The organism is Acinetobacter sp. YH12072, from assembly GCF_013419565.1.
Lineage (GTDB): Bacteria > Pseudomonadota > Gammaproteobacteria > Pseudomonadales > Moraxellaceae > Acinetobacter.
The window spans coordinates 26,249-51,440 of sequence record NZ_VOZV01000024.1; the positions used below are offsets into that span (position 1 = coordinate 26,249).

Below are 25,192 nucleotides of genomic sequence, written 5' to 3' on the forward strand. Positions count from 1 at the left end.
CTTTATTACATAAAGTTTTGAAAGACAGCGCTACCCTAATTGAGCTAAATTCAAGTGACAATTTGGGTATAAGTGCAGCCAAATTCTGTGAATTTGTTCAAGACAGCTACGTGTGCATAAATATCATTTACCTGACTACATCATACCTTGCATTTAATATGCTGCTAGAAGCCGTTTGACATACTCCCACCACTTTCACGATGTTCAAGTGGGGGATTCTAAAAGCAAAAGCTCTTAGGTGACTTCCTCACGGATTTCACTTGCTTTCTGCTTCACAGGGCGATCTTTACCGCATCTTCCCTCGACAGACAAAACGGTGTGTCCCACCGCTAAAATGTTGCGAGAAGCATTAATATCTGCATTCTCGCTAAAGCCACACTCGACACAACTAAAGTTTGCCTGAGTGAGCCTATTTTCTTTTGCAACGTGACCACATGAACTACAAGTCTGACTTGTATATTTAGGGTCAACTTTAACGAGTAAACCACCTCGCCATTGCTGTTTGTACACCAACATATTAACAAGCATTGACCAACCTTGATCCAGGATTGATTTATTTAAGCCGGACTTGGCTTTAACATTCTTTCCTTTTTTCTCGATTGAGCCTTTCGCTGACTTCGACATATTGGCTACTTTTAAGTCCTCAACTACGATCATTGCGTGGTTTTTGCTGAGCGTTGTGGTGACTTTGTGCAAGTAGTCATGCCGAATATTGGCAATATGATGGTGTAATGTATTGATCTTGAGATTCAGCTTTTTCCAATTTTGACTGAACTTGTTTTTCTTTCTCAGCTTGCGCTGAAGCCTAGCCAACTTTACTTGATTGGCCTTGAAACTATTGATCGGGTCGAATACTTGACCACTAGACGTTGTAATTAACTTTTTAATACCTAAATCAATGCCAATGGCTGATTTCGATGGATGGACTGGTGCTTCTACCGTATTTTCAGCACCAAATGACACATACCATTTCCCGACATGCTTGGAGATTGTGACGTTCTTAATCTCACCCACAATATTTTGTAATTTTCTGAATTTCACAACGCCAATGTCATTAGGTAACTTAACTTGGTTGCCTTTAACCCAACAGTATCTATTGAATTGAACAATACGAATGGAATCACAGCCATTAGATTTCTTTTTGAATCGTGGCATGAGTGGTCTAAGTTGGACTTCACGACCATCAGGCAATTTAAAGAATCTTGGTTTTTTGGCTTTAAATGGTTTTTGCTTTAACTTGGCTTGTTCTTTCGGGTCAAAGAACTTCCCCCAGGCATCACCAAGATCACGCACTTTTTGTTGAAGTGAAACGCCATTTGAACTATTTTCTAGAAAAGCATACTCAGGTTTTTTTCGTAATTCAGGAATTTTATTGACTAAATTAACTTTGTTGATTCGCTCATTATTAGCAAGCATCTCGAACGATACAGCTAAAATTTGATTCCAAACAAAACGTGCAGAGCCAAGCAACTTGTTTAAAACAAGCTCCTGCTCTGCATTAGGCTCAAGCCTAAATTTATACGCTTTGTTGATTTTCATAAATGAGTATGTATGTGTTAATATAATCAAATGCTATCATTAAACGAACAATCAAACAATGACTGAAATCTATAAAAACCGCCATTCAGCCTTTAACTTACACGTACACTTAGTATTTATTACAAAGTATAGAAAGAAAATTCTAAATGATCTACATCATAAGTATTTTAGTGAGTGTGTAGCCGAAATATGCAAAGATTTTGATGCAGAGCTAAAAGAATGTAATGGTGAGGCTGACCATGTTCACATGCTTATTCAGTACCCACCAACTGTTCAGCTTAGTAAGTTGGTGAATAATTTAAAATCGGTAACAAGCAGAAGAATGCGGAATGAATTTTTAGATTTACGTGGTAGTTATGCAAAACCTGTTTTATGGTCACGATCTTATTTTGCAGGGTCGTGCGGTGGTGCGCCCTTAGATATTATTAAGAAATACATTCAAAACCAACAAGGTTAAAATCTGTGAAATTCACCTCCACCCTGACTGTCGGGTGGAGTCCTCTTTCACTTAAAGATAGCATCCTTCCTTGTGCAAATAGCCTAAGCATATATCGTTCAACCTAAGGGGCCTAGGAATCAGCGACTTTGATTTGTTCTTTGCTTTCAATTTGATCCATATGTTATCGATTTATATTTTTTTATTTAAAAATGAATAAAAAATTCTAATTCGGTTTGACCAAAGAAAAAGATACCCATATGATAATTACATTACAGCAAAATCTGTAATCGGGCGTGGAAACCCGCATCTCAACGTGCTAAAGAGTCACTTTTAGTGGCTCTTTTGTGTCTGCATGGCAATGCTTTATGGCAGGCCAAGTAGGGCAGTCTATGACTGGCCGTTTCGTTGAGCGGTATTTCCACCCCTATTTGGTTTGCCACCATCTCGTGGAAAAGATGTTGGCAAATTTCACATTGATCAACGAGATTACAATATGAAAAATATCATTTTAAAAGTACCCATTTCTCTTAGGTTTCTTTTGTTAGCGCTGACTGAATATTGACGGTCATTTAATTCATCGCTTTAACCAAATCGAACTATATACACTTTCAAATTTCGTACTTGAGCGAAAGTAGGACAGTGTTGTCTGGAGAAAATAAAAATGGGTCCAACACGATTATTGACCAATATTATTCAGCGTAAAGTTATGTTGCCAGAAGAAATGTCACCTTCAATGCAGCGTGACAATTTTGAAGTAGCACTGACTGATTTTGAAAAACATTCCATCATCAAATGTTTATTTAAAGCGGATAACCAGCGTTCTACGGAATGTTGGAATGTGCAAGAAATTGCAAACTTTATTGAGGATTGCACAGAAGATCAAAACATCAATTTATGCATTTTGTATTGGAAAGATATACACGGCAATATTTACATTATTGATGGGGCACATCGTCTTTCCTGTATTTATGCATGGATCAATAGATATTTTGCGGATGAGCAAGTCCCTCAAGCACCTAATTTCAATGATCAACAAAAACAAGATATTCGTTACCTCCGCAATTATTTAGGAGATCTTGCTGATTTTCAAAAAATTTGTACTGATGCCGAATTCGCAGAAAAAAAATCGAAATTAGGCGATATTAAAATCAGTTTCCGGCAGGTACTGGGGACTCCAGAAGATGCGCGACGGGTATTTCAATCGATTAACTCAGATACTAAACGTCTAGATAAATATGAGGAATATCATCTAAGAAGTCGCGGGAGTGACGCCTATTATGCGATCTATGCCTGTTGTTATATCAATGACAATAAATCTAACTTGGAAGAGCTCCAATATACACGTTTAAATGAGCTGATTGAGTTAGGGGAGAGGATCCATCAGCTCCTTTTTTCGACCATTTTATTAGACAATGAAATGAGTCATGGCAAAAAAATTGGCTTGGTCAATGAGTTGATGAATATCATTGCTGGTGATCAGATTCATAATATTATGAGTCTGAATCAGGGGGAACGCGTTGAAAACCTGATGTCGCATCTGTTGACCATTCTTTGCAGAATAGCGACGCCTGTAAAAAATACTGGGGTTCCGAGTTTGGGCTTTCATCCATACTTATATTTTTATAAGGACCAGCGTTTTCAGATTACTTCTTTTCTTGCATGGTTTTCAATTGTGTATGAAATTCATGAAAGCCTCATGCAGATTCATCATCGAACGATTAGTTTCAAAGACTTCACCCGGGTACGCCGTAGTATTGAGTTCTTGATTGCTAATTTCCCCGTGGCGACCACTGAAACGGTCGGCAAGTTCGGCAGTGGTATCAAGGGCTATGATCGGCTACAAATTGTCTATAAAGCCTTTATTTGCTTAAGCTTGGAAATGGAAGTTGATTTTGATGATGAGGAATGCCTGAATACCTTTATTCTGTCCATGTCTAAGGCCTTCAAGTACATAAACTTTAACGAGTTTTATGTCGAAAGATTTTTGGGTGGTTATGATGATGCAGTCGTCAAGCATGTGGTGGGATATGTGGAGTCGATTAGTCCAATTTCTCGGTCAAAGCCCAAGGCCTTTTCGGCATTAACCAAGAGTCTGCTTAAGCACAATTTTCTGGTGGGTAATCATAACTTTTGCCTCATTTGTGATGGATTGATCTATCTTGATTCTACTGAATCGGATCATCGGATTGCCAAAGCCGTAGGTGGGCAAGGTGTTCTAGAGAATGGTCTGCTGGTTCATCCCATCTGTAATAGAATGAAATCAGATCTGAGTCTGGAAGAGATTAGAGCGGATTTGTTTGGTGAATTACTGTATTAATCAACAGAGCGATGAGCTCATTTTTGCAGATGTATCAATGATTAATCACATGATTTAACTTTTGATACATTCAGCCAATGTGGTTATTTTTAATTCAGTCCAGAATCACAACCAGAAACTAGCAGTAGTTTCTGAATGACCGTCAAGGTCCTTAGTTTCGCCCATAGATTCCCTCTGTGGGCTTTTTTTTGATCAAAAATTGTATAGATGCTCTAAAATAAACCTTTTAGCATTTCATAAGCAATTAGGATTAAGGCTGAGACCATCAGCACAACAAAAATGAGTTCCACTCTAGTTAACATATTAATTCCTTTTACTTTTCACTTAATTTATATAGCAGTTAAGTCGCAGCATCAATGACATAACATGACATGGAAAATAATTAAAAAGACAGAATTTGGATTTTTATCAGATCTACTGTTTGCATGCTTCAACAGTAGCTTTGAATGTTTCACTTAAACTTTAAACTTTTTTTAAAATTGAATATTTTTACATCTAGGTTCTAAACTTTGATAGAATTAATTAAAACTTTAGATTTCAAGTGTAAACAATGAGAAGCGCTAATATTCGACGTGATGGCTACTTAAAATTTCTGAATACATGGCAAAACCGTGATGTCATTAAAGTGCTTTCGGGTGTACGTCGCTCTGGAAAATCTACCTTGCTGGCGATGTTTCAACAAGACCTAAAAGCACAGGGGGTACAAGCCGAAAACATCATTGTCATCAACTTTGAATTTATGGAATTTGAAGAACTCACCGATTACCGTAAACTACATGATTATGTATTGTCAAAAGTTGATGAAAGCAAGAAAAACTATGTTTTTTTAGATGAAATACAACATGTTACCAATTTTGAAAAAGTAGTCGACTCTTTATATGTTCGGGATTATATCGATTTATATATTACAGGTTCAAATGCATTCTTTCTGAGTGGAGAACTTGCGACTTTACTCACAGGACGCTATATCGAGCAACATGTTTTACCCTTGTCATTCCAAGAGTTTAAACAGTGGCATATTGGAAATAATCCGATCATCCAACAATTATCCAATCGTGATTTGTATGCTATGTACACGCGAAGTAGTTTCCCCTATACGCTTGCCATGACCAGCCAGCAGGAAACCTATGATTACTTGCAAGCAGTCTATGCCAGTGTAATGTTTAAAGATGTTATTCCCCGTTTAAATACTGCCGATATTAACTCTCTCGAGCGTGTCGCAAGATATTTGGCAAGCGTGACAGGCTCACCCATTTCCATCAATAAAATTAAAAATACCTTTGTTTCAAGCGGGGTTAAAATCTCATTTGAAACAGTGAAGCGCTATATTCGGGGCTTACAGGACAGTTTGCTATTTTATAGCGCCGCACAATTTAAAGTACGTGGGCGTGAGTTATTACAATCCTCTGAAAAATACTATTTAGTTGATGTCGGATTGCGCCGCATTATGTTGCCTGATGCTAATGCTGATCAAGGTCATATTTTAGAAAATGTGATTTATCTTGAGCTTGTCAGACGAGGCTATACGGTCTATGTAGGGCGGGTTGATGAATATGAAATTGATTTTGTTGCTGTCGATACTTTACAGAATTTAACTTATTATCAGGTGGCATTAGAAACTCTCAATGAGGAGACACTAAGCCGAGAGTTACGTCCATTACAGAAAATTTCTGATTCATATCCCAAGTATTTACTTACCTTAGACACGATAGGGACTGAAGCGAATTATAATGGTATTGTAAAAATGAGTGCTCTCGATTGGTTGCTATCTGAAAATAAGTAAAGTTGAGGGTAGACATGGATACTCTTATTTATTAATTAAAACTCAAAGACTTTTCAGCATCATTCAAGAATGTATTCAAGCATAATTTCTGCTCCAATTGTGATGGATCGATTTACCTCGACTCGATTGAGTCAGACTATCATGATTGAGCCAGAGTCGCTTACTGAAAGTAGCGAGAATTGCGCTGGAGTTTCTGAAGGATATTAATTCCTTAGTTTGCCCATTCATCCATCTGGGCATTTTTTTTTGATTAAAATACAATGTTGTTTTTGCTAAAAAATGACGGCACCCACAATAAAACACAATATTCCAAAAATAATCCAAGGCCAGATCTTTGCCTTCGGTTGTTCTAAATTCTGAGGATTATATTCCGTGTGTTCTAGCGATGTCGGTTGTGGAACACGGGTCTTTTTAGAGTAAGGCTGGTGTTTAGAGTAAGATAGTCCCGTACCTGGAATACCGACACTGGTTCGAGTCCCTTTTTTCCCAATATTTAGAGAAGCACCAGGTTTGCCAATGCTGGCACTGCTGATGCCTTTATGGGTCAGATTAATTTTAAAACCCGGGAATAATTTAATACTTTTACGAAATCTAAAACCCATATTGCTCTCATTCTAAAACTTAGCTCAATTCACGCGCTATACCAGGATCCATGATCTGCTAGAGATCGTACTTTGACGGCTATCATCAGGATACTAGTATATTTTTTATCTGATGATTGCAATACTACCTTTAAATACCGTCAAAAATGTTTACTGTATATTTGCTGTAGGGTAATCTTAAAGCTGCTATTTATTGACTGATTGGTATATGACGACAGATAAGCATGAAGTCCTGCTACGAATGCGAGCGATCGAGCTGCTTGCTTACTGGGAAGGTCGTTTGGTTACCAATCGTTTGATGAGCTGGTTTGGGCTCAGTCGACAGCAGGCTTCTGCGGATATCAAGCGCTATAATACGCTGTATAACCCCGATGCCTTGATTCATGACCCCTCAGTCAAGGGTTATGTGCCTAAAGCCAGCTTCCAGCCTGTACTGACTACAGCGCATATCAATGAATATCTCAATATGCTGTCAGGCTTGGTTAGTGAATCGCATGCCCTGATAGCGATGCCAGAACCGAATCTTGCAGCAGTTCAATTACCTGATCGCAGTGTACGTCCTGAAGTGATTCGGGAAGTTTTGCGTGCCTGCCGAAACCAAAACACTTTAAAAATGATTTATGCCTCGATGCAGAATCCGCAGTGGCATGAACGCATCATTTCCCCACACACCCTGGTGTATACCGGTTTTCGCTGGCATGTCCGTGCCTATTGCCATCAGAGCAAGCAGTTTAAGGACTTTTTACTCTCCAGGATTGATCGCACACCTGTTGTGGTGGCGATTGAGTCAGTAGACCCTGCTCAGGATCAGCAATGGAATGAAGAAATTGTACTGACGCTGATCCCTAATCCAAAATTGAACTCATCACAACAAGTGCTGGTCGAAAAAGACTTCGGCATGCCTGATGGCAGATTACAGATTCCGGTGAAAAAAGCCCTGGCTCACTATACCTTGCAGCGATATCAGGCCGCGATCACGCTGGCTGAGGCGGATGATGCCTTGAAATATCCCTTGGTACTACAACGCTCAGATATCGAAAAGCTGTCGTCTTACCTGTTTGATCAGGCCTCATAGGAGATTGGCCATGTTAGAACAATTTCATTATGACAGTGACCTGATTGGTGGCTCCCTGATGGTGCGTGAAAGCCGGCTGATCGCTGATCTGTTATTACGAGAAGCGACTCCAGAACAATGGCATCAGGCAATTCAGATTGACAATATTCTGCAAAAAAGAACGCCTGCTTCAGCCCAACGTAACGCCACTGCCATTCGTAAGCGTCTTGAGCGCTTAGAGCCTGATTTCTGGAAAGCTTTGCGTGATGGGGATGATGAGCTGGCGACCCAGGTGGCTTTTTGTGGGGCACTGGAACGCAACCTGTTGCTGCTTGAGTTTATGGAAACGGTGATGAGGGATGCCTATATCTCCCAGGCGCAATACTTGGACAGTTATATCTGGTCAGATTTTTTGGATGAGCGCTCACAACGCGATCCGGATATCTGCGAATGGAAAGAGTCCAGCAAGAAAAAAATGGGGCAGGTGGTGTTTCGCATGCTGGCAGAAGCCGGTTACTTAAAAAGTACCCGTAAGCTGGAGTTACAGCGCGTGATCGTCAGAGCAGAGCTGCGTAGCCTGTTGGAAGAACATTATAAACAACGCATTAAAAGATCTATGGAAGTGTCGCTATGGACGCGTTAGTTGTAGAGGGGCAGCAATGAGTCAAACAATACATGAGCGTCTGAACCAGATTCCAGAGCGAATTCTTTCCACCGAGTTTCTCACCGGGCAAGGACTGGGCAATGAAATTGGCTTCTGGATTTTTGATTATGCACCTGAAGATGAGTTGAAGGTGCGCGAATATCTGCATTTTCTAGACGGGATGCTGGAGAAAAAACACAGTCAGCTGAAGGTGGTGAATATCAACCTGCTGCAAGCCGTGGTGGATTATCTGGCTGAGCGTAACTTCATCGATAAAGCCATTCAAATGCAAAAAGCCAAAGGCGATGAAGCGCTGCTCAAAGCCTTAAAGGGCCCACTGCATATGGATAAGTTCGCGCCTTATCTGGTGAGTAAATATGCCACCAATGCGCAAGATATTGTGTTGATGACTGGGGTAGGGTCGGTTTGGCCACTGTTACGTGCCCATCACTTATTGAACAGTTTGCATTCGTTATTGGGGCATAAGCCAGTGGTGCTGTTTTACCCGGGCTATTACGACGGTCAAGCGATGAGTTTATTTGGAAAAATTCCAAGCAACAATTACTACAGAGCATTCAGATTGGTGCCTTAAACACGGCAAATAGAAATAAGAATTCGGGGGAATGGATTGAGATGAACATTAAAGAACTTTTTTACAAGCCATTAGATCGTGCGATAAACGGGGTGGTCAAGGCAGACCAGAATGACAATACCACGGTATATCAGGAACTCGATGAATACGTGGTCACCAATGAGCTGGAAAAGCATTTTCGGGACTTTTTCCAGTCTTATGGTACAGACCTAAGCGATCCTTCGATTGCCAATCGTGTCGGCGTATGGATTTCAGGCTTCTTTGGTTCAGGTAAATCACACTTCCTGAAAACCTTATCGTATATTCTGGCCAATAAAGTGGCACGTGACGCGGAAGGTAACGAACGCAGTGCTGCAGAATTCTTTGATGAAAGCAAAATCCGTGATGCGTTTATCCGTGCGGATATTGGCAAGGCCGTTAGCCATCATGCCGATGTCATCCTATTTAACATCGACAGTAAAGCCAGTTCCAATGATGACGGCAATCCGATTCTGAATGTGTTTTTACGCGTGTTTAACGAGTATCAGGGTTTTAGTGCCGATCATCCACATATTGCACATATGGAACGTCACCTGAGCCAGAAAGGGGTGTATGAGCGCTTTAAACAGGCTTTTGAAGAATCTAGCGGCATGTCTTGGCTAGAAGAACGTGACGGCTATCAGTTCTATCAGGATGATGTCGAAACCGCAATTTCCCAAGCCCTCAACTTATCAGCAGAAGCGGCACACAAGTGGTTTGAGGATTCTGAGCAGACTTTTAGTGTTTCGGTCGAAAACTTCTGTCAGTGGGTGAAAGAATACCTGGACAGCAAAGGACCCCAGCAACGCATGTTGTTTCTGGTGGATGAAGTGGGGCAGTTTATTGGCAGCGATACCCGCTTGATGCTGACACTGCAAACCATTACTGAAAACCTGGGTACGATCTGTAAAGGCCGCGCTTGGATTATCGTCACCTCACAGGCAGACATCGATGCTGTTTTAGGTGAGATGTCTTCTTCCAAAGCCAATGACTTCTCCAAGATTGCTGGACGTTTTAAAACCCGTTTATCACTGTCCAGTTCCAATACCGATGAAGTCATCCAGAAACGTTTATTACGTAAAACCCCGGAAGCTGAAGCATTGCTCAGATCGGTGTTTGAGCAAAAGGGCGATATCTTAAAAAATCAGATTACCTTTGACCGTTCAGGCCCAACCCTCAAGAACTATGAGGGACCAGACAGCTTTATTCATAACTATCCTTTTGCGCCGTATCATTTCCAGTTGGTGCAAAAAGTTTTTGAAGAAATCCGTAAGGTCGGTGCGACCGGTGCACACTTGGCCTATGGTGAGCGATCTATGCTGGATGCGTTCCAGATGGCCGCGAATGCGATTGCCACAGATGAAGTCGGGGCCCTGGTTCCTTTCCACCGCTTCTATACTTCAGTGGAAGGATTTCTGGATACAGCAGTGAAGCGTACCATCGACCAGGCAGGGCAGAATAAAACCCTGGATGGTTTTGATGTGCAGATGCTGCGTACCCTATTCATGATCCGCTATGTCGATATCATCAAAGGTACGCTGGATAACCTGGTGACTTTATCGATTGAGAAAATTGATGAAGATAAGCTGGCATTGCGCAAGCGGATTGAAGAGAGCCTGCAGCGTCTGGAAAAAGAAAGCCTGATTACCCGCAATGGTGATGAGTTCCTGTTCCTGACCAATGAAGAACGCGATATCACCCGTAAAATTAAAGCCACTGACTTAGCAGCTTCAGAAGAAAATAAAGAGTTAGCCAACCTGATCTTTAAAGATTTACTGCGCGATCAGAACAAATACCGCCATCAAGCCAACAAGATGGACTATCAGATTGGTCGTTTTCTGGATGGTCATAGCCTGGATGGCAAGTATGAGAGCGATTTGAAAGTTGAAATCATTTCTCCGCTGGATACGGAATACAACCTCTATACTGAAGCTTACTGTATTGGTAAAAGTACTCAGGCCGAAGGACAAGTGCTGTTTAAACTGGCAGACGATAAACAGTTCTTTAATGAACTGCGCACCTGGCTGAAAACCAATAAATTTATTCGGTTAAATGATGATGGCACTCAGTCCGATATCAGCCGTATCCTGGCAGACCGTGGCCGTGAGAACCAAGAGCGTAAAAAACGCCTGCGTGCCCGGGTCGAAGAAATGTTGCTGGACGCGGAAAGTTATGCCTTGGGTCAACATTTACAACTTTCATCTTCAAGTCCAACCACCAAGCTGGATGAGGCTTGTCGTTATTTGCTGGAAAATACCTATACCAAACTGAGCTATCTGCAAGTCTATCAGCAGGATGCCTGGCGTGAACTGAACGCCGTCTTGACTGTCGATGATATGGCGCAGTTAGGCCTGTCACTGAATGGCGGTCAGACGAACCCGAAAGCACTACAAGAAGTGGAACAGTACATTGCGCTACGGGCAACAGGTACAGAACGTATTCTGGTATCGGATGTGGTGGATCGTTTTGCCAAACGTCCTTATGGCTGGCCAGATGCTGAGATTTTACTGTTGGTAGGTCAACTGGCGGCGATGGGGCGGATTTCTCTGCAGTTAAATGGCGGCAGCTTACAGTTAAAAGATGCCTTTGAGCCTTTACAAAACAGCCGCCGTCGCCGTGATGTGTCGATCATTAAAAAACGCCAGACTGATGATCAGGTATTGAAACAGGCACGGCAACTGACTCAAGGGCTTTTCTCGGCTATGGGGCCAGCGACAGAGAAAGAGCTATTTGAATTCTATTTGCAGCATTTTAAGACTTGGTTAGCCAACTTTAAGTCGTATAAGAGTAAAACTGATGTCGGACAGTTCCCGGGCAAGAAAGTGATTGAAAAATCGATTCTGACTTTGGAGCGTTTGCTGGCCAATAGCGACAGCTTCGATTTCTTTAAGGCCGTGGTTGAGAACAAGGACGACTATCTGGATCTGGAAGAAGATTATCGTGATATTCATGAGTTCTTCACTAACCAGATGCCGAGCTGGCAACAACTGCAACAAGCCTTGCGTCATTTTGAGAAAAACAAACAGGCGCTGGGCAGTGATGATGTGGCAAAAAAAGCCCTCTCCGAATTACATCGTATTTCCACCCTTGAATCGCCCTATGGCCTGTTAAATAAAGTCGCTGATTTGGTTCGCACCGTGGAAAGTGTCAATCAACGCTTGCTGACTGAAAAGCGCAGTCAGGCGATAGAACACATTGATGACAAGATCAAACAGCTGGAAGCCGAGATTAAAAACAGTGGTATTGCCACCGCTGAGCTGAGTAACAAGCTATTACGCCCACTACAACTGCTGAAAACGGATATTGAAGTGGAAACTAGCCTGTCCACCATCTATATGCTGCAAACCCAAACCAGCGTCGAGCGTTTTGATGAAGCCTTGTATGAGTTGGAAAGCGAAGTTGAGGCGGAAATCCAGCGTCAGGCCAAAGCGGCACAACTGGCTCAGAGCAAAGCCGAGAGTGTAACCAACACTGCAACCACCTCCAGCCCAGTTACATCAACACCTGCTGCGAGTCCTGTACAGACTGTGACAGCCGTAGTGCCACCGAAACCTGTTGTCGAAGTTGATGTTGCTAGCATTTACAGCAAAACCTCCAGCAGTGTCTATCTGGAAACAGAAGAATCAGTGGATCAGTTCGTAGACGCACTCAAAGCTGAACTGAAAAAAATCGTGAGTGATAAAAAGCGTGTGCGTATCCGCTAACTCGGGTTAGGGATATCGGCATCAGTCATTAATCAAAGGTTTAAAGATGAATACCAGTAATATTAAAAAATACGCACCGCAAGCACGAAATGATTTTATCGCAGCGATGCGCAAACAGGCCGCCAAATATGGCATCACCGCAGAAAGCATTTTACCGGCTGAACAGAAAGGCGACTTGTTGCTGATTGGCGATCAGGTTTTTCCGCTATCAGTCATGAAACCACGTGACAAGCTGATCAAACGTATTCAAGCAACTAGCTTTGAGCAGACGATTGATTATATCGCTTATAGCTGGTTTAACCGTCTCTGTGCGATTCGTTACATGGAATGCAAAGGCTTACTGGATCATGGTCGCCGTGTACTGAGTAGTGCAGATGGTAGTGCAGGCTTGCCACAGCTTCTGGAAGAGTGTCTGGACATTGAGCTACCGGGTTTAAATGCCAGCCGTGTGGCTGAACTCAAGCTGGATGGTAATAAAGACGAAGAGTTGTACCGAGAGTTGTTACTGGCGCAGTGTCATGCGTTGAATCAGGTCATGCCACTCCTGTTCGAACAGGTGTCTGATGAGTCTGAACTACTGTTACCGGATAACCTCACCAAAACCGACTCCTTGATCCGTGATTTAGTGAGCAGCATTCCGGAAGAAGACTGGTCGGATGTACAGATTATTGGCTGGCTGTATCAGTTCTATATTTCTGAAAAGAAAGACCAGGTGATTGGTAAAGTCGTCAAGAGTGAAGACATTCCTGCAGCGACGCAACTCTTCACCCCAAACTGGATTGTGAAGTATCTGGTACAGAACAGTGTTGGTCGTTTATGGATGATGGCGCAGCCTGACAGTACGCTGGCCAGTGAGTGGGAATACTATATTCAACCAGCGGAACAAAGTGATGAAGTCAATGCACAGCTAAGACAGTTGATTGATGTTCGTATCAGTGAAGATGGTGATACCTTAAACCCTGAAAGTATTACGGTGCTGGATCCGGCCTGTGGTTCGGGGCATATTCTGGTGGAAGCCTATGATTGCCTAAAAGCAATTTATTTAGAACGTGGTTACCGTAGCCGAGATATTCCACGTTTGATTCTTGAAAATAACCTGTACGGCATTGATATTGATACCCGTGCAGCACAGCTCGCTAGCTTTGCACTGCTAATGAAAGCACGTGAGGATGACCGCCGTTTATTTAGCAATCCACCGAAGCTGAATATTATTGCACTGCAAGATAGTCAGCCTGAGTGTTTGGATGCATTCAGTCAGGATTTGGCAAGTACCGGTATTGCACAGGCAGATTTAAAAGAACTGTTGGACTTATTTGAGCATGCTTCAACCTTTGGTTCTTTGATTCAAATCCCTCAAGCATTCGCTAAAAAGCTGCCTGAATTAGAAACTAAGTTAAATACAGCATTAGAGTCAGGGGATATTTTTGCGCAACAGTCAGCACAAGAGCTGTTACCTTTAATCAAGCAAGCCAAATTACTCGCTAAACAATATGATGCTGTGATTGCGAATCCGCCGTATATGGGTGGTAAGGGGATGAATCCAGCACTTAAAGATTTTGCGAAAAAGACATTCCCTGACAGCAAGTCAGATATGTTCGCAATGTTTATAGAGCGATGCCAAGAACTTTCTAAAGCATCAGGTGAAACAGCGTTTGTAACACCTTACGTATGGATGTTTATTTCGTCCTATGAGCAAATGCGTAGCAAATTGATTACAGATGCGACAATACAATCACTCATTCAACTTGAATACAATGCCTTTGAACCAGCGTGTGTCCCTGTATGTGCTTTCATTGTAGGAAAATCACACATAGCAAATTTTGTTGGTGGTTATATTAAATTATCTGAATTTAAGGGACATGAAAATCAAGCACCGAAAACTATAGAAGCGATTAACAATCCTGATTGTGGTTGGTTTTTTTCTGCTAAACCAGATGATTTTAAGAAAATACCTGGAAGTCCTGTGGCTTATTGGGTGAGTGATAAAATAGTAGATGCATTCACATTTGGTAAACCATTAAAAGAATATGCTGATGCAAGACAAGGGTTAGCTACCGCAGATAATAATCTGTATTTAAAACTATGGAATGAATTAAATATAAATCAAATTTATTTTGAGGCTACAGACGCTACTAAGGCAATTCAATCAGGTCGAAAATGGTTTCCTCATAGCAAAGGGGGGGGCTTTAGACGATGGTATGGGAATAATGAGTGGGTAATAAATTGGGAAAATGATGGTTTTGAATTAAGAAAATTTGAGAAAAGTGTTATCCGTAATGCGCATGATTATTTTAAAGGAGGAGTGACTTGGTGCGATTTAACTTCAAGTTATTTTAATGCTAGAAGTGTTGGTCAAGGCTTTGTATTTGACACAACAGGTCCAACAGCCATTTTAAAGAAACAAGAGCATAAATCTATTTTGCACGGTTTTATGAACTCTAAAGTTTTTCAGACCTTAGTTAATATTTCTCTGCAAGGATTACATTACAGTAATGGAGTGATAGCTATAACTCCTGTTTTAGAAAAAATATTTGATGATAGTCGGTTATCTAAAATTGAAAATAAGCTATATGAAATTTCTAAAATTGATTGGGACTCTTACGAAACCTCATGGGATTTTACTCAGAATCCTATTATTCGTACGGAGCAGTCAAATCTAGAACAAGCATTTAACACATGGCAGCAACAAAATGCTGACGCCGTCGCTGAAATGAAACGTCTAGAAGAAGAAAACAATAAGCTATTTATTGACGCTTATGGTTTACAGGATGAACTGACGCCAGAGGTTCCGGATGCGCAAATCACGCTTACCCGTGCTGACCGTGAAAAAGACAGCCAACGTTTAGTGTCTTATGCACTTGGCTGCATGATGGGGCGTTATAGTCTGGATGAACCAGGTCTGATCTATGCTCATGCAGGCAATCAAGACTTTGATGCGAGTCGTTATCAAAAATTCCCAGCCGATGCCGACGGTATTATTCCATTGACCGAAATGCATTGGTTTGAAGATGATGCAACACATCGTATCCAAGAGTTTTTAACTGCAGTTTGGGGCAAAGACACGCTGGATACCAATATGCTTTGGCTGGCAGAAAGTTTGGACAAAAAAGCCAGTGAAACAGCAGAAGATACCATTCGCCGTTACCTAGCCAGCAAGTTCTATAAAGACCACATGCAAACCTATAAAAAGCGTCCAATCTACTGGCTATTCAGCAGTGGTAAACAGGGGGCTTTCCAGGCATTGGTGTATTTGCACCGCTATAACGAAAGCACCTTGGCGCGTATGCGTACTGAATACGTGATGCCGCTGATTTCAAAAATGGCGGCGATGGTTAACTCTTTAGAAAGTGAAATTGAAAACAGTGATTCGGCAGCTGAAATAAAACGTAAAGAAAAAGAATTGCAAAACTTGCATAAGCAACAGGCCGAACTCAGTACTTTTGAAGAAAAACTGCGTCACTATGCCGATCAGCGTATATCACTGGATCTAGATGATGGGGTGAAAGTGAACTACGGCAAGTTTGGGGACTTGTTGGCTGACGTGAAAGCAGTGACGGGGGAGAAATAATGAGAGAAACATTTTTTCAACATATCAACTCCGAAGTCTTACGGGACCTTATTGCTCAAACTAATACTTCTCTATGCTATGCAGCACCAAGCATTCAGGAGATTCCAGCTACAGAAATTGTTACATTATCCAAGAACATAGGTCCTGAACTCATCTCGGTTTTTTTAGACATCGATGAGAATGTCCTACGTATGGGATATGGCACTTTAGAAGCGATAAAATTGTTGCAGGATAATGGAATTAAGATTCAGCATATTTCCGGTTTAAGAAACGGTTTGATAGTCAGTGATGACATTGGATTTAGCTACACTCCGACCGCACTTTTTTTAGAAAAAGAACAAACGGAAGCACCAATTTTGAATGCTATGCGTTTAATGCCTGACCAAATTAAAGAGGCGATGGCACGCTTATCACCTGCTTCAAAAGCGATTGCTTTAGCACAAGCGCAGACCGAGAAGGAAATTAAACATATCCAAGAACTGGTTACAGAAATACAGCCAGAGAAATTGAACGTCAAAAATTTAGAAGAAATTCAGCAAAATTTAATAGCTGCACCACCAGTTAAGTTTGATATAGCACGCCAGGTACGTGTATTTCAGCCACATTTCCAATATGTAGAGCTAAGTTTAACAGGTGCTGCTATTCAGAGAAATAAACTCAATCTTCCTCGTTCGATTCAAAAAATAGGTATGGATAAGGAATTAGAGGGGCGGCTAAAAACCACTTTTGATTTGCTAGATAAAAATGGTAGTGCTTCTTCTAAAGATTTAGAAAAAGAGTTGAAAGAAATCCGAGACAATTTTACGCCATCATTAGGTAAAAACCATGGTCGGGTGATTCTTAAAAAGGCCTTATCGAGATTTGAAGAAAGAATAGCTGAGCTAAGGACTAAAATAGAGGACCATCAAAAATCATTGGCTGGTCATCTTGAAGAAGAGCTAGAAAAATCAAAAGAAATGATAGTTAATTATTATTTACCTATTGTTCAGAAGAATATACCTGACCATCTATACGGGACGTATGGGGATAATCCCACTGAGGAAAATATTAAAAAGTGGTTAACTCGAGAGCTAAACAAGACATTTCCAACAGCTGAATCATTAGTGCAGAAGATTCAATTGGATGTGAATTATAAAGATGTGACGTTTGATACATTAAATAGAGAAGATTTCTTAGGAAGTATTCAAAAGGCTTATCCTGATGAGGATTGGGAAAAGACTTATAAAGAATTTCGTGCAGCAGGAGAAAGTAAATGAATTTAAGCCAAATAACACAAGGCTTAGAACAGGCTTTCTATACTGAAAATCACCGAATTGTTTTTTGGTACGATGCTGAACAGTCATTTACTGAAGAAATCAAAGCCCTAGAGCTAAATGATGTCCAGATTCTGAATATGGCAGAAGAGTCGAGTCTGGCGATCAAGCTCAAACTGGAACTGCAAGATCAGCAGGGCAAATACTTGCTGTATTTCCCAAGCCCTGAGCCTGAAACTGAAAAAGACTGGCTACTGGACATCAAGCTCTATTCTCGCAGCTTCTATGCCGATCGTTTCTCGATTATTTTTAATGAGCTGGGTTTACAGCAGCAGAGTCTAAGAGAACATCTGGCCAAACGTGAAGAATTCCTCAAAGCCAAAGCCCGTCTGAGCACCTTAAAACGTTATATCCAGCCTGATGCAGATGAACAGGATCTGGATATGGCCATGATTGCGGCTGTGGTCAAGGCTGATAGTGCCGAACTCATGCATATCGTTCTGGCACTGGCGGATGAAATGGTACAGCAGAATCTGAGTCTGGAAGTAAATCCAGACTCCTTTGCTGAACTGGAAAAGTTCCAACTAGTGCCAGCTTTAGTCACAGCATTACAGGCGGAAATTGGTTATCCAGCATCGGTTGAAGAGTTGAATGGGGAAGCACCATTCAAGCTCGGTACGTTCTTTATCCGTTTGATGACCACAGGCTTCTGTGAAAGTTTGGGCGATGTACCCGTATGGGCTCAGGAACTGGTGATGTCTTCTGTCAGCTCCCGTGCAACAGCCAGAGCCTTTTTGTCGCGCTGGAGAGACAGTTCTAAATACTACCCAACCTTCGATACACTCTCCCAGACCGTGGCCAATGCACTGCGGATCCAGGAGAAGGTCGGGACTTTTGATCTGGAGCAGCTGCTCGATGTCATGACCTTTGAAGTGATTGAACAAAAGATCATTGTCGATCTGGCCAGTCATATCCCTGCAGCAGCCAAAGCTGAACTGGAACATTTCAGAACGATTATTTCTACCCGTCTGGATGGCTATTGGGCTTCCAAACATAAGGACGATGCAACACGCCGTAAATATCGCACTGTCTATACAGCGTTGCAGGCAGCGATTGAGCTGTTCAGTCTGCGACTACAGTTTGATGCCGGTTTCTATTTCGACTCTAGCGAAGCCTTGTATAAAGCCTACGAGCAGGAGCTGTATCGCTTTGATATGGCCTATCGCCACTACAGTGCAGCCTCTCAGCGAGCTCATGTCGATATCCTGAAAAAACTCGATGAAGAAATCGAAAATTGCTATTCCTACTGGTTTATTGACCACTTGGCACGCAACTGGGGAGAGCGGATTGAAGCTGAGCAACGCTTGAATGTATGGAAAGTGGCAGATATCCCAAATCAGCAGAACTTCTACGATACTCACGTCAGACCCTTACTCAGTTCTGCAACGAAACGCCGGGTTGTGGTAATTATCAGTGATGCTTTTCGCTATGAAGCTGCGGTAGAGCTGCGTGATCGTATCAATGAAAAGCGTTATTCCGAAGCGACCTTGTCTTCACAGCTGGGCGTTGTCCCAAGTTACACCACACTTGGCATGGCCTCGTTGTTGCCGCATCAGACTTTGGAGTACAAAGAGGCCGCAGGTGATGATGTATGGGTGGATGGACAATCCAGCAAAGGGACTGCAGCACGCTCCAAAATTCTGGCAGCCTATAATGGATTGGCGGTTACCGCTGAAACGGTAAAAGGCTGGTCGCGTGATGAAGGCCGTGAAGCACTGAAAGATCATGATTTGATTTATGTTTATCACAACGTCATTGATGCTCGGGGAGACAGTGCCTCGACAGAATCAGAAACCTTTATGGCGGTGGAACATACCATTGAAGAGCTGACTGAACTTAGCCGCAAAATCTTGATGCATTTCAATATTTCTACCCTGTTGATCACAGCCGACCATGGCTTCTTGTTCCAGCAAAGTAAACTGGAATCTGCGGATCGTTCAAGCTTGACTGAAAAACCTACCAATACATTGAAAAGCAAAAAACGCTATGTGATTGGTCATGGTTTACCAGAGAGCAAGGAAGCCTGGAAAGGCTCAACCCAAGCTACGGCAGGCACACTATCTGCGACTGATTTCTGGATTCCAAAAGGGGCGAACCGTTTCCATTTTGTAGGAGGCTCACGTTTCGTGCATGGCGGCATCATGCCTCAGGAAATTGTGGTACCGGTACTGATGGTAAAACAGCTACGTGGTGAAAAGGCTGGACAGCGGACCAAGCGTAAAGTTGAGGTCATTTCTACCAAATCCACGCTGAAGATGGTCAATAACATCCAGAAGTTTGATTTGATGCAAACCGAAGCTGTCAGTGAGCTGGTCATGCCAGTGACTTTATCCATTGCCATTTATGATGGGGATCTTAAAGTTTCCAGTGAAGAAACTTTGACTTTTGATAGCACTACCGACTCTGTTGCGGAACGGGTAAAACAGGTCAGACTGTCATTGTCCGGTACTGATTTTGACCGTAAGAAAGATTACTTCTTGGTACTGAAGGACAAAGACCTAAATATCGAAGTGCAGCGCTATAAGGTCACCATTGATTTGGCATTTACCGATGACTTCTTCTAATAACGAATTAACGATAGAGCGTAGCCTACATGGAATCTGCTAACGATAAAGAACTGGATCAGCTGCTGAATGAACACTTTGCTGGGCGGGTGGTACGTAAGGATCTGACTAAACTGATCAAAGAAGGGGCTAACGTTCCTGTCTATGTACTCGAATACCTGCTAGGGATGTATTGTGCCTCGGATGATCCTGAGATCATTGAGCAGGGACTACGTAACGTAAAGACGGTGCTGGCAGAGAACTATGTACGACCTGATGAAGCTGAGAAGGTGAAATCCCTGGTTCGTGAACGTGGCAGTTATAAAGTCATTGATCGGGTGACCGTAAAGCTGAATGAGCGTAAGGACAAATACGAAGCATCATTTAGTAATCTGGGCATCAAAGATGCCGAAATCTCGGCAGGCATCGTCAAAGAGTATGAAAAATTACTTGTTGGTGGTATCTGGGTCATTGCTACGCTCAGTTATTATTTTGAAGAAGGGCAGACTAGTTCTCCATTTGGGGTGAGCTTACTCAAGCCGATTCAAATGCCGAATATGAATATGGATGAACTCTTCAGTGGCAGAGCAGCATTAAGCACTGATCAGTGGCGCGAGAGTTTAATCCGTTCCATCGGCATGGAACCGGCTTCGTTAAAAGAGGACGTGCAATGGCACCTATTAGCGCGTATGGTTCCGTTCGTTGAAAATAACTATAACGTCTGTGAACTGGGACCACGCGGTACCGGGAAAAGCCATATTTACAAAGAGTGTTCACCGAATAGTATTTTAGTCTCTGGTGGGCAAACGACTGTCGCCAACCTGTTCTATAACATGAGTAGCCGCCGTATTGGTCTGGTGGGCTTATGGGATGTGGTAGCTTTTGATGAAGTCGCCGGTATTTCCTTTAAGGACAAAGATGGTGTACAGATCATGAAAGATTACATGGCCTCAGGATCTTTTGCTCGTGGTCGTGAACAAATGGAAGCCTCAGCTTCGATGGTTTTTGTGGGTAATATTAACCAAAGTGTTGAATCTTTGGTGAAGACTAGCCACTTATTGGCTCCGTTTCCTGAAGCTATGATCGATTCAGCATTCTTTGATCGCTTTCATGCCTATATCCCAGGTTGGGAAATTCCAAAAATGCGCCCGGAATTCTTTACCAACCGTTATGGCCTGATTGTTGATTATCTGGCTGAATTCTTCCGGGAAATGCGCAAGCGCAGTTTTGCGGATGCCATTGAGAAGTACTTCAAGCTAGGGAATAACCTGAATCAGCGTGATGTGATCGCCGTTCGCAAGACGGTTTCTGGATTGATGAAGCTGCTTTACCCACACGGTCAGTTTAATAAAGAAGATGTACGGCAATGCCTGGAATATGCACTGCAGGTGCGCCGTCGGGTCAAAGAACAGCTGAAGAAAATTGGAGGGATGGAATTCTATGATGTGCATTTTAGCTATATCGACAATGACACTCTAGAAGAGCATTTTGTTTCGGTAAAAGAGCAGGGTGGAGGTGGACTTATTCCCGAAGGTCCTGCTAAACCAGGCTTCCTGTATACCATTGGCCTCAGTAATAAGGGCATGCCAGGCTTATACCGCTTAGAACTGCAAGTCACTAAAGGTTCAGGAAAATTGGCCACATCAGGCTTATGGAATTCAAGCAGTGCCAAGGAGCAGGTCAAGATCGCATTTGACTACTTCAAGGCCAATGCATCCCGGATCTCGGGGGGGAGTAAGGTGCTGGAACATGATTTCCACTTACATGTGGTTGAATTACAGAATACCGGGCCGCTCAGCCATCTTGCCTTGCCAAGTTTAGTGGCTTTCGCTTCAGGCCTGTTAGGACGATCGGTACAAAGTCAGATGGTGGTACTGGGTGATATGAGCTTGGGTGGTTCAGTGACACCGGTGGAAAGTATTGCCGAATGTCTGCAAGTTGCTTTTGATGCGGGTGCCAAGAAGGTTGCTTTACCCATGAGTAGTGCGGCAGATATCCCAACGATTCCTGTGGAACTGTTTACCAAGTTCCAGACCAGCTTTTATGCAGATCCGGTGGATGCGGTGTTTAAAGGGTTAGGGGTGGATTAATTTCATATCTGTCTGGAAGAGTTACAGTAGATTGTTTTAAATTCAGTTTCTCAAGTTTAAATACCATGTTGTAAAAGCATAATACTGCCTCTTTTAAAGAGCTAGTATTTTTAGGGGGGATTACCCTTCATTTTCTCTTGATCAGATATCTTGTACTTTGACAGGATTTTGTTGATCTAAATATTTTTGATACCAAACACGTAGTGTTTCAGGAGTACAGCCAATTTTAGGAGCAATTGCGGAAACTGCTGCCCAATTCGATGGATAATCTTTTTCGGATTCAATCAATAATTGAACCGCTCTTTCTCTGATTTCAGGGGTCAATTTTACTTTGCCATTTGTAAGGTAAAAGGGGTCAATTTTAGAATGCCGTTGACAATGTATCGCCTTTTGAGTTTGAAGCAATGTACAATGATAAGATTAACCCGTTAGGTCAGGTGGCCTAACTTAAATAAAAAGTCTCCGACAAACCCGGTACGGTTCACCCGTATTAATAACATCTGCACCCTTTAGTCCACCTGAGTCTTTTTTAATTGCTTTTGATGGAAGTCCTACTGCACGTATTTGTGTAGACAAAATTGCAAATAGTCCTTTATTAAAAACCCTGACAGCTCATGTGGTATATGTTGGTAAGCTAAATAGTGATATGACATCACAAGTCACTTGGGCAAAAGAGCTACTTGTAAATAATGGTTTTGATGTAATTGATAGCATGCTTGACGGTGATGTTGAGAAATCTATATTGGATTATCAAGAAAAAAACGTTATTGATATGATTGTGATTGGTGCATATGGTCATTCAAAGATACGCCAGTTTTTTATTGGTAGTACGACGACCAAATTGTTATCAAGCTCTATAAAACCTGTACTTTTATTGAGATAAGACCTAAGGCGTTAAGTAGATATTCTATCTATTTAACGCCTTGTATTTATCATTCAATAGAGCAAATAGAATTATGAAAATGGAATTATTTTAGCTTACCTAATATAGGTAACGTATTGAAAAGAGTCTATTTTAAAATCCTCTAATGAGATAGATAGCTCATTTTTCTAAATAATTTTTAGTATCAATTTCGTGTAGATAAGCAACGATTTCCTCCACTGTGGTTCTCGCTGTTCTAGAAACTCCAATTATCGTAGCTGAAGCCATCCCAGTCCATTCCCCATAGCCTACCAACCACAAGTTCGGCATCTTGACCGATCTTCCGTCCTTAACCTCTATCAGGTTGTCTGGCTCTATCACCCCCAGAGTCCTCAAGTGATCCAAAGAAGCTTTAAACCCTGTACACCAGATCACCGCATCGACTTGCTCTTTTGAGCCATCAGGCCAAATGATAGAGTCTGTGGTAAATGATTTAAAAGGTGGACGACTATGCAAAACCCCTCTCTGCCTTGCCTCCTTAACACTATCAATCATCACAATATCACCAAGCCCCCCAACAGGCTGATCAATGACTTTACCCTCTTGCTGTGCTTTTAAGCGTTCCGTCGCTCTTAAAAACAGTACACGACCGTCCACATCATCGGATAAAAATTGAGGTGGAGTTTTCGTGACCCAAATGGTTTCAGCAACTTGTGAAACCTCAGCGAGTATTTGAGCGCCTGAATTCCCACCACCCACAACGATGACTTTCTTACCTTTAAATGGGTCTGCATTCATGTAATGGGCTGAATGTAACTGTGTACCTTGAAAGTTTTCTTGTCCCGGATAATCAGGAATAAACGGCTGGCTCCATGTCCCGGTTGCACTAACCACGGCCTTGGCTCGCCAAAACTTTTCTCCAGCATATACGTCTAAATACTTTCCATTCGATTCCACACGATCGACATGTACTGGACGAACAATCGGAAATTGATATCTCTGTTCATAAGCCGATAAATACTGAATCACCTCATTTCGTGTTGGATAGGTCTGTTCAGTGATGGGCATCATCCAACCGGATAGAGAACTCCAGGTATTAGGAGAAAAAAGACGCAATGACTCCCAGGTATGCAGCCAGGCACCCCCTGCTTGATTTTGCTCATCCAATATAATGAATGGGATTTTCTTGCGCTTTAAAAAATAAGCAGTAGATAAAGCAGCCTGTCCACCACCTATAATGATGACATCTGTTTCCGTCTGTTTCTGGTTCAACGCCTTTTCCCCTTTTGTTTTTTATATCTGATTTCTTTAGTGCAAAAACCCAATCATGAAGACTGGGTTTTTACATTTATTCACTTTTTCAATTATGACAACCTACTCATCAATTCAGATTATCAAGATATTTTTCAGCATCAAGTGCAGCCATACAGCCTGAACCTGCCGAAGTAATCGCTTGACGGTAAACGCTGTCAGCAATATCACCCGCAGCAAATACACCCGGAACAGATGCAGCAGTCGCATTACCTGCCGTACCGCTTTGAACCTGAATATAACCATCACGAAGGTTCAACTGACCTTCAAACATGCCGCTATTCGGTTTATGACCAATGGCAACAAATAAGCCAGTAACTTCTACATCTTGTTTAGAGCCATCTTGGGTAGATTGCAGGCGAACTGCAGTTACACCTGACGTTCTGTCACCAAGAACTTCGTCCACTTGATGATTCCAAGTGATGCTGATTTTACCTTCTTTCTCTTTCTCGAACAGATGATCTTGAAGAATTTTCTCTGAACGCAAAGAGTCACGACGGTGAACTAGAGTCACGTGTGAAGCAATGTTGGATAGATAAAGGGCTTCTTCAACCGCAGTATTACCACCACCGACAACCATAACTTTTTGGTTTTTGTAGAAGAAACCATCACAGGTTGCACAGGCACTTACGCCTTGACCCATAAATGCAGCTTCAGATTCAAGACCTAAGTACTGAGCCGTTGCACGGCACTGTTGCAAATAGAGATTTGAGTCGATGATGTTCCCTTTAAAAAGTACTTAGAGACCGAAAACCCTGTTGATTAGACACACTTCACCCTGAGGCTGACCATAATAAAATGACGATGCTTGTCC

The 25,192-nt window shown here is 42.2% G+C and carries 14 protein-coding genes and 4 pseudogenes; 12 read left to right on the top strand and 6 right to left on the bottom strand.

Annotated features, from left to right (window positions below; genetic code table 11):
- Nucleotides 1-234 precede the first annotated feature (234 nt).
- On the bottom strand, nt 235-1,539 hold the full coding sequence (locus FTU19_RS11040; protein ID WP_180131178.1) for an RNA-guided endonuclease TnpB family protein: 1,305 nt from the start codon (nt 1,537-1,539) through the stop codon (nt 235-237).
- 58 nt (nt 1,540-1,597) lie between these two features.
- Between FTU19_RS11040 and tnpA the strand changes: the two genes are divergently transcribed.
- The 3 genes from tnpA (at nt 1,598) to FTU19_RS11055 (ending at nt 6,078) form a co-directional block, all read left to right on the top strand.
- Nucleotides 1,598-1,996: an IS200/IS605 family transposase gene (tnpA, locus tag FTU19_RS11045; protein ID WP_074382711.1), complete on the top strand. Its 399-nt coding sequence runs from the start codon at nt 1,598-1,600 to the stop codon at nt 1,994-1,996.
- 643 nt (nt 1,997-2,639) lie between these two features.
- Nucleotides 2,640-4,295, top strand: coding sequence for an HNH endonuclease signature motif containing protein (locus FTU19_RS11050; protein ID WP_180131181.1), 1,656 nt, complete (start codon nt 2,640-2,642; stop codon nt 4,293-4,295).
- Nucleotides 4,296-4,845: 550 nt separating this feature from the next.
- Nucleotides 4,846-6,078, top strand: a complete 1,233-nt coding sequence (locus FTU19_RS11055; RefSeq protein ID WP_180131183.1) for an ATP-binding protein — start codon at nt 4,846-4,848, stop codon at nt 6,076-6,078.
- Between the two features lie 272 nt (nt 6,079-6,350).
- Here FTU19_RS11055 and FTU19_RS11060 read toward each other — a convergent pair whose 3' ends face one another.
- Complete coding sequence (locus tag FTU19_RS11060) at nt 6,351-6,680, bottom strand: DUF4236 domain-containing protein (protein ID WP_010116447.1); 330 nt, start codon at nt 6,678-6,680, stop codon at nt 6,351-6,353.
- Between the two features lie 208 nt (nt 6,681-6,888).
- Here FTU19_RS11060 and FTU19_RS11065 point away from each other — a divergent pair, with 208 nt between their 5' ends.
- The 8 genes from FTU19_RS11065 to brxL are packed head-to-tail and all read left to right on the top strand — an operon-like array spanning nt 6,889 to nt 22,205.
- Entirely contained in the window at nt 6,889-7,755 is an 867-nt protein-coding gene (locus tag FTU19_RS11065; RefSeq protein ID WP_029574627.1) for a YafY family protein, read from the top strand.
- 10 nt (nt 7,756-7,765) lie between these two features.
- Nucleotides 7,766-8,377, top strand: a complete 612-nt coding sequence (locus tag FTU19_RS11070; RefSeq protein ID WP_004758931.1) for a DUF1819 family protein — start codon at nt 7,766-7,768, stop codon at nt 8,375-8,377.
- 16 nt (nt 8,378-8,393) lie between these two features.
- Nucleotides 8,394-8,969, top strand: a complete 576-nt coding sequence (locus FTU19_RS11075) for a DUF1788 domain-containing protein (protein ID WP_002010699.1) — start codon at nt 8,394-8,396, stop codon at nt 8,967-8,969.
- A gap of 41 nt (nt 8,970-9,010) precedes the next feature.
- A complete protein-coding gene (gene brxC, locus FTU19_RS11080; RefSeq protein ID WP_180131186.1) occupies nt 9,011-12,691 on the top strand; it encodes a BREX system P-loop protein BrxC in 3,681 nt (1,226 codons plus the stop codon).
- A 46-nt stretch (nt 12,692-12,737) separates the two neighbouring features.
- The gene (gene pglX, locus FTU19_RS11085; RefSeq protein WP_180131188.1) at nt 12,738-16,259 is read left to right on the top strand and encodes a BREX-1 system adenine-specific DNA-methyltransferase PglX; all 3,522 of its coding nucleotides are present in this window, start codon (nt 12,738-12,740) and stop codon (nt 16,257-16,259) included.
- Nucleotides 16,259-17,515, top strand: a complete 1,257-nt coding sequence (locus FTU19_RS11090) for a hypothetical protein (RefSeq protein WP_180070747.1) — start codon at nt 16,259-16,261, stop codon at nt 17,513-17,515. The genes pglX and FTU19_RS11090 overlap by 1 nt, the downstream gene beginning before the upstream one ends.
- The gene (gene pglZ, locus FTU19_RS11095; RefSeq protein WP_180070745.1) at nt 17,512-20,136 is read left to right on the top strand and encodes a BREX-1 system phosphatase PglZ type A; all 2,625 of its coding nucleotides are present in this window, start codon (nt 17,512-17,514) and stop codon (nt 20,134-20,136) included. The genes FTU19_RS11090 and pglZ overlap by 4 nt, the downstream gene beginning before the upstream one ends.
- Nucleotides 20,137-20,165: 29 nt before the next feature.
- Complete coding sequence (gene brxL / locus FTU19_RS11100) at nt 20,166-22,205, top strand: protease Lon-related BREX system protein BrxL (protein WP_005021615.1); 2,040 nt, start codon at nt 20,166-20,168, stop codon at nt 22,203-22,205.
- Nucleotides 22,206-22,330: 125 nt separating this feature from the next.
- Here the strand turns inward: brxL and FTU19_RS11105 are convergent.
- A pseudogene (locus FTU19_RS11105) lies at nt 22,331-22,565 on the bottom strand (hypothetical protein); the annotation flags it as partial.
- A gap of 124 nt (nt 22,566-22,689) precedes the next feature.
- Here FTU19_RS11105 and FTU19_RS16335 point away from each other — a divergent pair.
- Nucleotides 22,690-23,088: pseudogene (locus FTU19_RS16335) on the top strand (universal stress protein); the annotation flags it as partial.
- Between the two features lie 159 nt (nt 23,089-23,247).
- On the opposite strand, the gene FTU19_RS11115 reads toward FTU19_RS16335, so the two are convergent.
- The 3 genes and pseudogenes from FTU19_RS11115 to FTU19_RS11125 all read right to left on the bottom strand — a co-directional run.
- Nucleotides 23,248-24,339, bottom strand: a complete 1,092-nt coding sequence (locus FTU19_RS11115; RefSeq protein ID WP_005253618.1) for an ArsO family NAD(P)H-dependent flavin-containing monooxygenase — start codon at nt 24,337-24,339, stop codon at nt 23,248-23,250.
- A gap of 109 nt (nt 24,340-24,448) precedes the next feature.
- Nucleotides 24,449-25,063, bottom strand: a pseudogene (locus tag FTU19_RS11120) (NAD(P)/FAD-dependent oxidoreductase); the annotation flags it as partial.
- A gap of 54 nt (nt 25,064-25,117) precedes the next feature.
- Nucleotides 25,118-25,192, bottom strand: a pseudogene (locus tag FTU19_RS11125) (IS6 family transposase); the annotation flags it as partial.

What these genes read in the sequence shown, in the direction of transcription:
- brxL (WP_005021615.1), top strand. Translation starts at nt 20,166, where the DNA reads ATGGAATCTGCTAACGATAAAGAACTGGATCAGCTGCTGAATGAACAC.
- FTU19_RS11055 (WP_180131183.1), top strand. Translation starts at nt 4,846, where the DNA reads ATGAGAAGCGCTAATATTCGACGTGATGGCTACTTAAAATTTCTGAAT.
- FTU19_RS11075 (WP_002010699.1), top strand. Translation starts at nt 8,394, where the DNA reads ATGAGTCAAACAATACATGAGCGTCTGAACCAGATTCCAGAGCGAATT.
- pglZ (WP_180070745.1), top strand. Translation starts at nt 17,512, where the DNA reads ATGAATTTAAGCCAAATAACACAAGGCTTAGAACAGGCTTTCTATACT.
- FTU19_RS11060 (WP_010116447.1), bottom strand. Translation starts at nt 6,680, where the DNA reads ATGGGTTTTAGATTTCGTAAAAGTATTAAATTATTCCCGGGTTTTAAA.
- tnpA (WP_074382711.1), top strand. Translation starts at nt 1,598, where the DNA reads ATGACTGAAATCTATAAAAACCGCCATTCAGCCTTTAACTTACACGTA.
- pglX (WP_180131188.1), top strand. Translation starts at nt 12,738, where the DNA reads ATGAATACCAGTAATATTAAAAAATACGCACCGCAAGCACGAAATGAT.
- brxC (WP_180131186.1), top strand. Translation starts at nt 9,011, where the DNA reads ATGAACATTAAAGAACTTTTTTACAAGCCATTAGATCGTGCGATAAAC.
- FTU19_RS11040 (WP_180131178.1), bottom strand. Translation starts at nt 1,539, where the DNA reads ATGAAAATCAACAAAGCGTATAAATTTAGGCTTGAGCCTAATGCAGAG.
- FTU19_RS11065 (WP_029574627.1), top strand. Translation starts at nt 6,889, where the DNA reads ATGACGACAGATAAGCATGAAGTCCTGCTACGAATGCGAGCGATCGAG.
- FTU19_RS11050 (WP_180131181.1), top strand. Translation starts at nt 2,640, where the DNA reads ATGGGTCCAACACGATTATTGACCAATATTATTCAGCGTAAAGTTATG.
- FTU19_RS11070 (WP_004758931.1), top strand. Translation starts at nt 7,766, where the DNA reads ATGTTAGAACAATTTCATTATGACAGTGACCTGATTGGTGGCTCCCTG.
- FTU19_RS11090 (WP_180070747.1), top strand. Translation starts at nt 16,259, where the DNA reads ATGAGAGAAACATTTTTTCAACATATCAACTCCGAAGTCTTACGGGAC.